Annotated in this window: 13 protein-coding genes; 7 read left to right on the top strand and 6 right to left on the bottom strand. The window is 70.0% G+C overall.

Features of this window, described 5'->3' with window-relative positions; genetic code table 11:
* Positions 1-123: 123 nt before the first annotated feature.
* The 3 genes from Q0588_RS11950 to Q0588_RS11940 are packed head-to-tail and all read right to left on the bottom strand — an operon-like array spanning position 124 to position 2,071.
* On the bottom strand, positions 124-354 hold the full coding sequence (locus Q0588_RS11950) for a hypothetical protein (RefSeq protein ID WP_298746326.1): 231 nt from the start codon (positions 352-354) through the stop codon (positions 124-126).
* Between the two features lie 38 nt (positions 355-392).
* Entirely contained in the window at positions 393-1,103 is a 711-nt protein-coding gene (locus Q0588_RS11945; RefSeq protein WP_298746325.1) for a TorF family putative porin, read from the bottom strand.
* 41 nt (positions 1,104-1,144) lie between these two features.
* Positions 1,145-2,071 carry a nitronate monooxygenase family protein gene (locus Q0588_RS11940; RefSeq protein WP_298746324.1) on the bottom strand — a complete coding sequence of 309 codons (927 nt, stop codon included), beginning with the start codon at positions 2,069-2,071 and terminating at the stop codon, positions 1,145-1,147.
* Positions 2,072-2,339: 268 nt separating this feature from the next.
* Between Q0588_RS11940 and queF the strand changes: the two genes are divergently transcribed.
* The 5 genes from queF (at position 2,340) to Q0588_RS11915 (ending at position 6,124) form a co-directional block, all read left to right on the top strand.
* Positions 2,340-2,801, top strand: a complete 462-nt coding sequence (queF, locus tag Q0588_RS11935; protein WP_298746323.1) for a preQ(1) synthase — start codon at positions 2,340-2,342, stop codon at positions 2,799-2,801.
* Between the two features lie 78 nt (positions 2,802-2,879).
* A complete protein-coding gene (locus Q0588_RS11930; protein WP_298746322.1) occupies positions 2,880-3,209 on the top strand; it encodes a type II toxin-antitoxin system RelE/ParE family toxin in 330 nt (109 codons plus the stop codon).
* A complete protein-coding gene (locus Q0588_RS11925; RefSeq protein WP_298746321.1) occupies positions 3,206-3,511 on the top strand; it encodes a transcriptional regulator in 306 nt (101 codons plus the stop codon). The genes Q0588_RS11930 and Q0588_RS11925 overlap by 4 nt, the downstream gene beginning before the upstream one ends.
* Before the next feature lie 81 nt (positions 3,512-3,592).
* A complete protein-coding gene (locus Q0588_RS11920) occupies positions 3,593-4,429 on the top strand; it encodes a DUF817 domain-containing protein (protein WP_298746320.1) in 837 nt (278 codons plus the stop codon).
* Positions 4,430-4,513: 84 nt separating this feature from the next.
* Positions 4,514-6,124, top strand: coding sequence for an NAD(P)/FAD-dependent oxidoreductase (locus Q0588_RS11915; protein ID WP_298746319.1), 1,611 nt, complete (start codon positions 4,514-4,516; stop codon positions 6,122-6,124).
* A gap of 60 nt (positions 6,125-6,184) precedes the next feature.
* Here the strand turns inward: Q0588_RS11915 and Q0588_RS11910 are convergent, their stop codons facing one another.
* Positions 6,185-6,562: a response regulator gene (locus tag Q0588_RS11910; protein ID WP_298746318.1), complete on the bottom strand. Its 378-nt coding sequence runs from the start codon at positions 6,560-6,562 to the stop codon at positions 6,185-6,187.
* Positions 6,559-8,064, bottom strand: a complete 1,506-nt coding sequence (locus tag Q0588_RS11905; RefSeq protein ID WP_298746317.1) for an HWE histidine kinase domain-containing protein — start codon at positions 8,062-8,064, stop codon at positions 6,559-6,561. The genes Q0588_RS11910 and Q0588_RS11905 overlap by 4 nt, the downstream gene beginning before the upstream one ends.
* Positions 8,065-8,233: 169 nt before the next feature.
* Here Q0588_RS11905 and Q0588_RS11900 point away from each other — a divergent pair, with 169 nt between their 5' ends.
* Entirely contained in the window at positions 8,234-9,724 is a 1,491-nt protein-coding gene (locus Q0588_RS11900) for a carboxylesterase family protein (protein WP_298746315.1), read from the top strand.
* Between the two features lie 3 nt (positions 9,725-9,727).
* On the opposite strand, the gene Q0588_RS11895 is transcribed toward Q0588_RS11900, so the two are convergent.
* Positions 9,728-11,086, bottom strand: coding sequence for a GH1 family beta-glucosidase (locus Q0588_RS11895; protein ID WP_298746313.1), 1,359 nt, complete (start codon positions 11,084-11,086; stop codon positions 9,728-9,730).
* 258 nt (positions 11,087-11,344) lie between these two features.
* Between Q0588_RS11895 and Q0588_RS11890 the strand changes: the two genes are divergently transcribed.
* Complete coding sequence (locus Q0588_RS11890) at positions 11,345-12,352, top strand: LacI family DNA-binding transcriptional regulator (protein ID WP_298746311.1); 1,008 nt, start codon at positions 11,345-11,347, stop codon at positions 12,350-12,352.
* Positions 12,353-12,370: the final 18 nt, after the last annotated feature.

Raw genomic sequence — 12,370 nt, 5'->3', positions numbered from 1 at the left:
TGGAGCCTGTCGGGTCTGAAAGGAGCGGCTAGACCTCAGTGCGAAAGCAGAGGGTGGCGTTTCGCAGAGAGATCGACCGTGGAGTTGTGAACGTTTACGGCGGCGAAAGCAAGGCGGCCGTGCTCAGCCCGCCAGGTCGTCGGCCGCCTGGCCGGCGCCGTCGACGGCGGGGGCGACGTAGTGCTCCTGACACAGCTTGCGCAGGGCGGCGCTCAGGGTCGGGCCGTAAAGGGCGTCCTGGATCCGGTCGAAGCCTTCGGCGGAGAGGGCCTGCTTGATGTCGCTGACGGTGCGGCAGCGGCCCTCGCGGGCGAGTTCATAGGCGCGTTCGAGGGTGGTGGGGCGATGAGTCATGTCCCCAAGGTAGGCACGACCGGCCGGGATTGCGAGCCTCAGAAGGCGAAGCTGAGGCCGGCGACGAGGCGGTCGGCGTATGGCTCGCCGGGCACGTCCGCGTCCGTGCCGTGCCAGCGTAGTTCGGCCTCGAGCCGGCGGGTCAGGGCGTAGTTCAGTCCGAGGTTGTAGCCGGTGTAGTCGACGCCGGCCTCCTGGTCGCGCCGGCCGATCGCCGCCGAGCCGTAGAGCCTGGGGGTGAAGTCCCAGCCGACCTGGGCCTCGGTCCAGGTCCAGGCCCGGCCGGGGCCGACGGCGTCGGGCGAATACTGCAGGCGCAGCCGGGCCGCGGCGGGGCCGATCGACCGCATCGCGTCGGCGGTGAATTGCCAGGCGTCCTGATCGGCCCCGGGATCGGCGTCGACCTGGTGTTTGTAGGCCGCGCCGAGGTCGAAATCGAAGCCGGCGAACTGCGGGCGGACGCCGGCGGCGGCCTCCAGCTCCAGTTCGGAGCCGGTCGGGCTCCTGACCGTCTCGAACGAGGGGCCGGCGTAGAACAGGCCCGAGGCGCTCGTCCACCGGGCCAGGCCCCAGACGAAGGGCTCGCCGTCGGACCTCGACACGGCCTTGGAGCGGTTGTCGGTGGCGGCGCCGACGGCGAACGACCAGGCGCCGGACGCCGGCGGCTGGTCCTGGGCGGCGGCGGGCAGGGCGCCGGCCAGCAGGGCGCAGCCGAGCAGGGCGGCGGCGGTCGTCAGGGTGCGGATCATCGGTGTCGCTTCAAATCTGGCCAGGCCCGGAAGCGGGCGGTCTAGAACCGCTTCGTGTCGAAAATGGCGCAGGCCCCGGCATATTCGTCGCGCAGGCGCCGGACAAGGTCGGCGGCCGGCAGGATGTCGTGCACCGCGCCCGCGCCCTGGCCGGCCGACCACACCGTCTTCCAGGCCCGCGCCTCCTCGCCCATGTCGAGCTTGTGCCCGGGCAGGCTCTTCGGGTCGATGCCGTTGGCGATCAGCGACGGGGTCAGGAAATTGGCCGGAATGCCCGAGACGGCGGGGGTGTAGGTGATGTCCGAGGCGCCGGCGTCGACGATCATCTGCTTGTATTCGGGCTGGGCCTGGGACTCCGTGGTCGAGATGAAGCGGGTGCCCATATAGGCGAAATCGGCGCCCATCATCGTGGCGGCGGCGACGTCGCGGCCGGTCGACAGGCAGCCCGACAGGATGAGGGTCCCGTCGAAGAAGGCGCGCACCTCCTCGACCAGGGCGAAGGGATTGATCACCCCGGCGTGTCCGCCCGCGCCATTGGCCACCAGGATCAGGCCGTCGACCCCGGCCTCGGCCGCCTTGCGGGCGTGGCGGACGTTGGCGATGTCGTGGAAGACCACGCCGCCGTAGCCGTGCACGGCCTCGACCACGTCGCGGACCGCGCCCAGCGAGGTGATGACCAGCGGAACCTGCTCCTCGACCGAGACCATCAGGTCGGCCATCAGCCGCGGATTGGTCGGGTGGACGATGTGGTTGACGCCGAAGGCGGCCGCCTCAGGGGTCAGGCGTCCCTTGATGTCGTGCAGCCACGCCCGGTAGCCCTCGGTGGTGCGCTGGTTCAGCGAGGGGAAGGTTCCGATGACCCCGGCGTTGCAGCACTCGACGACCAGATCGGGGCCGGAGACGAGGAACATCGGCGCGGCGATGACCGGCAGCTCGAGGCCCTTTTGCAGCGATGCCGGAATGGCCATGAGGTGTCCCCGCCTTGTCTTTCGCTACGGATAGCGGGCTGTCGCGGGGGAAGGCAAATGGAAGCCTGGGTATGGGGTATGGGGTATGGGGTATGGGGTGTGAGGTGTGAGGGATGGGTGGGGCTCGGAAGCCACGACCCATCCCTCGCAAACTCCCGCCCACCGATACTCGGGCCCTGAAATCCTACACCCCACACCCCACACCCCACACCCCACACCCCGACCCTCGACCCTCGACCCTCGACCCTCGACCCGCTAAACCCCGCCGATGACCACCGACACCTCCGGCCTGCACCAGCTGGGCCGCATGACCGCCGCCCCGACCAGTCCGGAAACGGCCGAGCTGGAGCGCGTGCCGAACCCGCACGCGGGGACGCTGTATCTGACGCGCTTCACCGCGCCGGAGTTCACCAGCCTGTGCCCGGTGACCGGCCAGCCGGACTTCGCCCATATCGTCATCGACTATGCGCCGGGCGAGTGGCTGGTCGAGTCGAAGTCGCTGAAGCTGTACCTGACCAGTTTCCGCAACCACGGCGCCTTCCACGAGGACTGCACTGTGGCCATCGGCAAGCGGCTGGTCGGGCTGCTGGCCCCGACATGGCTGAGGATCGGCGGCTACTGGTATCCGCGCGGCGGCATGCCCATCGACGTGTTCTGGCAGACCGGGGCACCGCCCGAGGGGTTGTGGCTGCCGGACCAGGGCGTGCCGGCGTATCGCGGACGGGGGTAGCCGATCCGCAAGGCAGGTAATGCGCCAATGGCGTATTTCCGCTTGTCCTCGATACGCCTATGACGTATCTTATGAGCAATGGATTTCGTTAGAACCCGATCCTACGAAAAAGGACTGAAAAGGCTCCGCAAGCTGGGCGCTTCCGACGCCGATCTCGACGCTATCGAAACGACCCTGGCGACAAACCCGAGGTCGGGCGACGTGATCGCCGGCTCCGGCGGCCTTCGCAAGGTCCGCTTCTCGTTCGGGCAGGGCGGCAAGCGCGGGGGCGGTCGGACGATCTATTATTTTCTGGCCGAGGACGACACGATCTATCTGCTGACGGCCTACCCGAAGGTCGATCGGGACGACCTGACCGCCGGCGAACTGAAGCTGTTCAAGGCGCTGATCAAGGAGTTGCTGACATGACCCACCGAAGCGATCCGGGGCTCGAGATCGAAGCCGGCCTTCGCGAAGCCATCGCGCACCGCAAGGGGGAGATCGCCCTGCCGGTCCGTCGCGTGGATATCATGACGGCCGAGCAGGTCCGGCGTATCCGCAAGAGCGTGGCCCGTAGCCCGAAGGAGTTCGAGGCGAAATTCGGCGTACCCGCGCGCACCGTGGAAGGCTGGGAGCAGAATCGGCGATCGCCGGACCCCGCGGCCAGGGTTCTGCTGACCGTCATCGCCGACAACCCCGAGGCTGTTGAACGCGCGCTGGGCCGCGCCTGATCCGTGACGCCGACGAGCCCGCCGAGGCCGGAAAGGCCGCCCGGTCTCCGCCTCCCCCTCGAAACCTGGGGCCGCCACTGGTTGGGCCGGCTCCAGACTTGGTCGGACCGCCGCGCGTGGAGCCGCTACGGGTTCGAGTTCCTGATGTTCGGGATCAAGCAGGGCTGGGCCTGTCTGTTCGGCGGGGCGATGCTGGCGCTGCTGCTGGGGACGCGGCTGTGGTGGCCGGAAGGGGCGCCGATGGCGCGCTACGACTTCCTGGTGCTGGGTGCGGTGGCGATCCAGGCGGCCATGCTGGCGCTGAAGCTGGAGAGCTGGGAGGAGGCGCGGGTGATCCTCGTCTTCCACGTGGTCGGCACGGTCATGGAACTGTTCAAGACGGCGGCGGGGTCGTGGATCTATCCCGAGCCGTCGCTGCTGCGGATCGGCGAGGTGCCGCTGTTCTCGGGCTTCATGTATGCGGCGGTGGGCAGCTATATCGCGCGCATCTGGCGCATCTTCGACATCCGCTTTCGCCACTATCCGCCATTGTGGACGACCTGGCTGCTGGCGGCGGCGATCTACGTCAACTTCTTCGCCCATCACTGGCTGCCGGACGTGCGGCTGGGGCTGTTCGCCCTGACGGCGCTGCTGTTCGGGCGCGGCTGGTTCTATTTCACCCCGGACCGGCGGCGGCGGTCGATGCCGTTCCTGCCGGGCTTCTTCCTCGTGGCCCTGTTCATCTGGTTCGCCGAGAACCTCGGGACCTGGGCGCAGGCCTGGGCCTATCCCGGCCAGGAGGACGGCTGGGAGCCGGTGTCGCTGGCCAAGCTGGGCAGCTGGTTCCTGCTGATGATGATCAGCGTGGTGCTGGTGTCGCTGGTGCATCGGCCGGAGGAGGAAGGGTCGAGGGGCCAGGGGCTAGGGGCTAGGGGCTAGGGAAGACGCCTCAGGCCGGTTACACCGGTCGTCCATCCCCAGCACCTAGCCCCTAGAACCTAGCCCCCAGACCCCAGACCCTCCATGACCGCCACCCGCACCGACGTCGTCATCCTCGGCGGGGGCCACAACGGGCTGGTCTGCGCCTTCTACCTGGCCCGGGCCGGGCTGAAGGTGACGGTGCTGGAGCGGCGGCATGTCGTCGGCGGGGCGGCGGTGACGGAGGAATTTCATCCGGGCTTCCGCAACTCGACGGCCAGCTACACCGTCAGCCTGCTCAATCCGAAGATCATCGCCGACATGGAACTGGCCCGGCACGGGCTGACCTTGGTCGAGCGCAAGGTCTCCAACTTCCTGCCGCTGGACGACGGCCGCTTCCTGCTGGCCGGCGAGGGGCGGACGCGGGCGGAGGTGGCGAAATTCTCGGCGCGGGACGCGGAACGGCTGCGCGAATACGAGCGGCGGCTGGAGGCCGTGGCGGCGATCCTGCGCGACTGGGTGTTGAGGGCGCCGCCCAATGTGGTCGAAGGCGGCTGGACGGCCATGCTGCCGGAACTGCTGAAAGGCGCGTCTCTGGGCCGGCGGGCGGCGGGGCTGGACGTCACGGGGCGGCGCGACCTGCTGGACCTGTTCGCCAAGTCGGCGGGCGACTGGCTGGACGGCTGGTTCGAGAGCGATCCGGTCAAGGCCCTGTTCGGCTTCGACAGCGTGGTCGGCAACTACGCCAGCCCCTATACGCCGGGCTCGGCCTATGTGCTGCTGCACCACGTGTTCGGCGAGGTGAACGGCAGGAAGGGCGTCTGGGGCCACGCCCTCGGCGGCATGGGGGCGATCACCCAGGCCATGGCGAAAGCCTGCGCCGAACAGGGCGCCGAGGTGCGGCTGGAGGCGCCGGTGGCCGAGGTGCTGACCGACAAGGGCCGGGCCGTCGGGGCGGTGACCGAGGCGGGCGAGGTGGTGCGGGCCCGGGCGGTGGTCTCCAACCTGCATCCGCGCCTGCTGTTCGAACGGTTCGTGGACGACGCCGTGGTCCCGGCGGACTTCCGCGAGCGGATCGGCAATTATCAGTCGGGCTCGGGCACCTTCCGCATGAACGTGGCGCTGTCGGAACGGCCCAGCTTCACCGCCCTGCCGGGAGCCGGCGACCACCTGACGGCCGGCATCATCATCGCCCCGAGCCTGGCCTATATGGACCGGGCCCACGCCGAGGCCCGGCTGAGCGGCTGGTCGTCCAGGCCGATCGTCGAGATGCTGATCCCCTCGACCCTGGACGACAGCCTGGCGCCGCCGGGCCGGCACGTGGCCAGCCTGTTCTGCCAGCATGTGTCGCCCGACCTGGCCGACGAGCACCGCGACACCGTGGCCGATCTGATGATCGAGACGGTCGAGGCCCATGCGCCGGGGTTCAAGGCCTCGGTGCTGGGGCGGCTGGCGCTGGGGCCGAGGGATCTGGAGCGGCGTTTCGGCCTGGTCGGCGGCGACATCTTCCACGGTCGGCTGACCCTGGACCAGCTGTTCAGCGCCCGCCCGGTGCTGGGCCACGCCGACTGCCGCATGCCCGTTCCGGGCCTGTATCTGTGCGGCTCGGGCGCGCATCCGGGCGGCGGCGTCACCGGCGCGCCGGGGCACAATGCGGCGCGGGCGGTGCTGAGGGATCTGGGAAGGGGCGAGGGTCGAGGGGCGAGGGGCGAGTAAGCGATCCTCGGCGCGGGCGGGGCTCTTTCGACCCTCGCCCCTCGTCTCTCGCCCCTGCTTTCAGACGTCCGCCAGACCCATCGCCTTCATCAGGGCGTCGCGGACGGCGGCCTCGGTGAAGGGCTTCTGCAGCGTGGGCAGGCCGCGCCACTGGTCGGGCAGGCCGCCCTCGCCGTAGCCGGTCGAGAATACGAAGGGCACGCCGCGCGCCTTCAGGGCCTCGGCGATCGGGAAGACCTGGCGGCCGGCGATGTTCACATCCAGCAGGGCGGCGTCGACGGGCTCGTCGCCGGCGGCCAGCCGGAGACCGTCCTCGACCGTGGCCGCCGGACCGACCGGGACGCAGCCCATGTCCTCGAGAATGGTCTCCAGCAGCATGGCCACGAGGGATTCGTCCTCGACGACCAGAACGCGGCGGCCCGCAAACGTCTGGCTCATGTGGTTTCTTCCCTGTCCAGTGGAATCGAGATGGTCGCGACCAAGCCGTCGCCCGCGTAGTCGAGTTCGACTTCACCGGCCAGATCGTGTCGCACATTTCGTTCGATCAGCCGGCTGCCGAAGCCCTTGCGGGCCGGCGGGGCGACGGCGGGACCGCCGATCTCGCGCCAGACCAGTTCGAGCCGGGGGCGGGTCTGGTCGGCGACGGCCCAGTCGACCAGCACCCGGCCGCCCGGCGCCGACAGCGCCCCGTATTTGGCGGCGTTGGTGGCCAGTTCGTGGAAGATCATGCCCAGCGACAGCGCCGCGGGCGGGGGGAGGGCGACCGGCGGCCCGTTGACGGAGACGCGATGGCTGCCGTGGGCGTCGGTCTCGTGCTGCAGGATGTCGCCGAGCCCGGCCCCGGCCCAGTGGCTGCGGGTCAGGAGGTCGTGGGTGTGCGACAGGGCCAGCAGCCGGGCCTGGAAGCCTTCGGCGAAGGTGCGCGGGTCGGCGTGCGAACGGGCCGTCTGCATGGCGATCGACTGGACCGTGGCCAGGGTGTTCTTCACACGGTGGTTCAGCTCGTCGATCATCAGCTTCTGGCGCTCGGCCGAGCGGACCGTGCCGGTGACGTCGTGGCCCTGGACGAAGATGCCGGCGACCGCGCCGGAGGCGTCGCGGATCGGCTGGTGGATGAAGTCGAGATAGACGGTCTCGAGCGGCGCCCCGGGCGTGCGCTGCAGATGCACCGCCCCGGCCCGGCCCTCGTAGGGCTCGCCGGTGGCGTAGACGCTGTCGAGAAATTCGAAAAAGCCCTGGCCGGCCACTTCCGGCAGCGCCTCCCGGATCGGCCTGCCGGTCAGCCGGCGATGGCCGATCAGCTGGGCGAAGGCGGTGTTGTGCATCTGGAACACATGTTCGGGACCGGAGAGCACGGCGACGAAGCCCGGCGCCTGCATGAACATCTCGAGCAGGCGGTTGCGCTCGCTCTCGAGGCGCAGATTGGTCTGCTGGACCTGTTCGGCGCGGCCCAGAACGGCGCCGCCGAGAATGGTGTCGAGCGCCTCCGGGGCGGCGCTGGCGGCGCTTCTTTCGCGCAACCGCTGCAATTCGGTGATGTCGGTGGTGTGCTGCAGCAGGAAGACCACCTCGCCGTCGTCGTCGAGGATGGGGGTGTGGGTGGCGCTCCAACAGCGGTCCTCGAACGCCTCGCGGCCGTCGTCGCCCCGACGCGGGATGGAGAACCGGACCAGGGCGAGGTGATCGCGCCGGCGACTGTCCCGGGCCCGTTCAAGCGAGGCGCGGACCTGGCGCACGTTCTCGGGCGCCTCCTCGCCGGGTCCGGAGTCGAAGACGGAGAAGAGCGGCCGGCCGATGATGGCGGCGCGGGTGCTGTTGGTGACGTCGAGATAGGCCTGGTTGACGCCGGCGATGCGCAGGTCGGGCGTGAGCAGCACATAGGGATTGGGCGAGGCGTCGAATGCACTCGCCAGATCGACCCCGGGGTCGCCTGATTTCACCAGTTCCTTCAATCCCGTCCCCGCCCTGCCGGTCCGCTGTAACGCTCCGGACTCCCATCGGTTCACGCGCCGCGGCGTGTCCGGTGCATTTTGCGGTTTGAGCCAAGGGCGCCTGCCCCGCTAGTCTGCGCCGATGTCCATGGTTTCACTTCTGGCGGCGGCGGCTCTGATGATCTCACCGGCGGGCGGCGCGGACTCCCGGCCCCGGGCGGCGGTCGAGCAGGGCGTGCTGGTCGGGCGCGAGGCCGACGGGGTGTCCAGCTTCAAGGGCGTGCCCTATGCGCGGCCGCCGGTGGGGCAGTCGCGCTGGAGGGCGCCGGGGGCGGCGGAGCCGTGGCGTGGCGAACGCGACGCCGGAAAGGTCGGCGCGATCTGCATCCAGCCGCCGGCCAACGGCGACAACGGCGTCGGCCCCCCGCCGATGAGCGAGGACTGCCTGACGCTGAACGTCTGGGCGCCGGCGGACCGGGAGGGCCCGCTGCCGGTGATGGTCTGGATCCACGGCGGCGGGCTGAACAACGGCTCGGGCACGGCGGCGCTCTACGACGGGACGAATCTGGCGAAGCGCGGCGTGGTGGTGGTGACGATCAACTATCGGCTGGGGCGGCTGGGGTTCTTCGACCATCCGGCGCTGGCGGCGGAGCGGGAGCACGGCGAGCCGGCGGCGAACTACGGCCTGATGGACGTGGTCGCGGCCCTGGAGTGGGTGCGGGACAACGCCGGGGCGTTCGGAGGCGACGCGGACAATGTCACCATCTTCGGCGAGTCGGCCGGCGGGGCGCTGGTGACGCGGCTGATGATCTCGCCCGGGGCGCGGCGACTGTTTCATCGCGCGGTGGTGCAGTCGGGACTGGGGCGTGATGAGGGGACTCCGCTGGACCAGCCGCGACGAGACGGCGGGCCTTCGATGCAGGCGAGGGGCGAGGCGTTCGCAGAAACCCACGGCGCCTCGACGGCCGCGCAGTTGCGGGCGATTCCAGCCGACGCCTTCCTGCGGCCCGCGCCGAGCTTCTACGGCGGCGACCTGCTGGTCAGGGACGGCGTGCTGGTGACGGAGGATGTCGAACCCGCCTTCGCGGCCGGGCGCGAGGCGCCGGTGCCGCTGATCATCGGGACCAACAGCGCCGAGTTCTGGTGGATGAAGCCGTCGGACCTCAGCCCCTATGGCGCGCTGGACGACGCGATGACGGGGGCGGAGCGGGCGGCCTTCCTGGCGGCCTACGGCGGGCAGGACGGCTACGACCGGTTCGTGCTCAGCGACCTGGTGTTCAACGAGCCGGCCCGGCGTCTGGCCCGGCTGCACGCCCGCAACGGCCATCCGACGTATCTGTACCGGTTCGACGTGGTCTCGGCGGCGATGCCGGAGCCGCACGCGGGCGCGACCCATGCGTCGGAGCGGCAATACGTCTTCGACACCCTGACCGCCTCGCCGTGGCCGACGGCGGAGATGGACCAGCGGCAGGCGGAGGCCATGGCCGGCTACTGGACGACCTTTGCGGCCAAGGGCGATCCCAACGGCGGGATGCGGCCGTCGTGGCCGGAGTTCGGGGCGGAACCCGACCGGCTGCTGGAGTTCACCAACGACGGGCCGGTGGCGAAGGATGTGCCGTTCGCCGACCGGCTGGACCTGATCGAGGCGTATTACGCGCGGGCGCGGTAGTCGTCAGAGCACGCCGCCGTTGGACTTGATCACCTCGGCGTAGAGCAGGCCGCTGTCCTTGATGGTCCGCTCCTGGGTCTGGAAATTGACGTGGGTGATGCCGAACCGCTTCGAATAGCCCAGCGACCATTCGAGGTTGTCGAGCAGCGACCAGGCCATGTAGCCGCGCACATCGACGCCCTTGCCGATGGCGTCGTGCAGGGCCCTGAGGTGGTTCTTGAGGTAGTCGACCCGCATCGGATCGTGGACGCGGCCGTCGATGGCGTGGGGCGGGTCGTACCAGGCCGAGCCGTTCTCGGTGATCATCAGCGGCAGGCCGCCGGTCTGTTCGTGCAGCCAGACCAGGGTGTCGGTCAGGGCCGGGGGATAGACCTCCCAGCCGGTCTCGGTGTGGGCGTGCTGGACCTGTTTCACCGGCCGGGCGCGCACGGGCCAGGCGTCGGGGGCGTTCTCGGGCACGGAACGGGTGTACCAGTTGAGCCCCATCCAGTCGGTCGGCTGGGCGATCAGGTCGAAGTCTTCCCGGGGGAATTCGCGCCAGGCCTCTCCATAAACGTCCTTCAGCTCCTCCGGATAGCCGCGGCCCATCAGGGGGTCGAGGAACCAGCGGTTCATCTGGGCCTCGGCGCGGCGGCGGGCCGCCTCGTCCTCGGGCCGGTCGCTGGCCGGGTATTTGGGCTCGATGTTGAGAACGATGCCGATCCGGCCCTCGCCGACCTCACGGAAGCGCTTCACCGCCGCGCCGTGGGCGCGCAGCACGTTGTGGCCGGCGATCACGGCCTCGAAGGCCGAGCGGTGGCCCGGCGCCAGGGGCCCGTGCAGATAGCCGCCGTCGACGATCACCCAGGGTTCGTTGATGGTGCCCCAGGTCTTGATGCGGCCCCTGAATTTCTCGAACAGGACCTGGCCGTAGTCGGCGAACCAGTCGGCGATGTCCGGGTTGAGCCAGCCGCCGCGGTCGTCGAGCGCGGCCGGCAGATCCCAGTGATAGAGGGTGCAGAGCGGCTCGATTCCGGCCTCGAGCAGGCCGTCCACCAGCTTGTCGTAGAAGTCGAGGCCCTTCGGATTGACGGCTCCGCGGCCCTCGGGAATCACCCGGCTCCAGCTGACCGAGAATCGGTAGGCCTGGAGGTTGAGCCGCTTCATCAGCTGGATGTCCTCCCGCCAGCGGTTGTAATGGTCGCAGGCGATGTCGCCGGTGTCGCCGTCGCGCATATTGCCGGGGGTGTGGCTGAACCGGTCCCAGATCGAGGCGCCGGCCCCGTCGGCCATGGACGCGCCTTCGATCTGATAGGCGGCGGTCGCCGCGCCCCACAGAAAATCGTCTGGAAACAGATATTTACCGCTGTTTTCCGTGGTCATGTTCGAGGCTCTTTCCGGACACTGGGACTGGACTTGGGCGGGGCGGGCGGGCCGCCGGAGTCCGCGTGTAGCATCGCGGGCACAACCGGCCTGTGACCAAACTAGGGCACTTGCGGGCGACATTGCTAGTGTGTCATGTAATCGGTTACACGGATTTGTCGAACGGACCCGCGCAAAGCGGGCCGGGATCGCCGACCGGTCAGGGAGAGAGAGTTTGGCGCCTGGTGCGACCCCGAAAACCTGCATGGACGGCGTGGCGTGAGGGCCGCGACCATCCGTGACGTGGCCGAACGGGCGGACGTGTCCGTGGCCTCGGTGTCACGCGTGCTGACCGGCGCCGGACCGGTCACCGAGTCGACCCGCAGAAAGGTGATGGAGGCGGTCGAGGCGCTGCAGTACGTGCCCCATTCCGGCGCCCGCAGCCTGTCGACCAACAGGACCCTGACGATCGGCGTGATCCTGCCGGACCTGTACGGCGAGTTCTTCTCCGAGCTGATCCGGGGCATGGACGTCGGCGCCCGCGCGCTCGGCTATCACCTGATCGTCTCCAGCTCGCACGACGACGCCGAGGAGGCCTCGACGGCGATCCGGTCGATGCGCGGCCGGGTCGACGGCCTGATCGTGCTGTCGCCGCATCTCGACGCCGCCAACCTGGCGACCAGCCTGGCCGGGCGGCTGCCGATCCTGCTGATGAACGGCGGGGCGGGCGCGGGCCGGCCGTCGATCGTGGTCGACAACCACGGCGGCGCGGTCCGGGCGGTGGAGCATCTGATCGCCACCGGGCGGCGGCGCATCGCCCATGTCTCCGGCCCCGCCGGCAACCTCGAGGCCGAGGCGCGCCTGGCCGGCTATCTCGAGGCCATGGCCCGCGCCGGCCTGCCGACGACGGTGGTCCAGGGCGCCTTCGACCAGGCCTCGGGGCACCAGGCCGGGGTCGAACTGGCGGGCCGGCCCGAACGGCCCGACGCCATCTTCGCCGGCAACGACATGATGGCCGTCGGGGCCATGCTGGCCCTGCAGGACGCCGGCCTCGGGGTCCCCGAGGACGTGGCCATCGTCGGCTTCGACGACGTGCCGATCGCCGGCCTGGTCCGTCCGGGGCTGACCACCCTGAGGATTCAGATCGCCGAAACCGGGCGGCGCGCGCTCGAGCGCCTCGTCCGTCTCATCAACGCAGCGGGCGAAGCCGTCGCCGACACCGCCTGCGAGGTCGTCCGGCCCGAACTGGTCGTGCGCCCGTCAAGCAACCCGGCGACACAAGCCTGACCCACGCCCGGCGGCCGC

This window comes from uncultured Brevundimonas sp. (assembly GCF_937870815.1).
GTDB lineage: Bacteria > Pseudomonadota > Alphaproteobacteria > Caulobacterales > Caulobacteraceae > Brevundimonas.
Note: the sequence above shows the minus strand (reverse complement) of the source record. Positions and strands in the feature narration are given on the sequence as shown.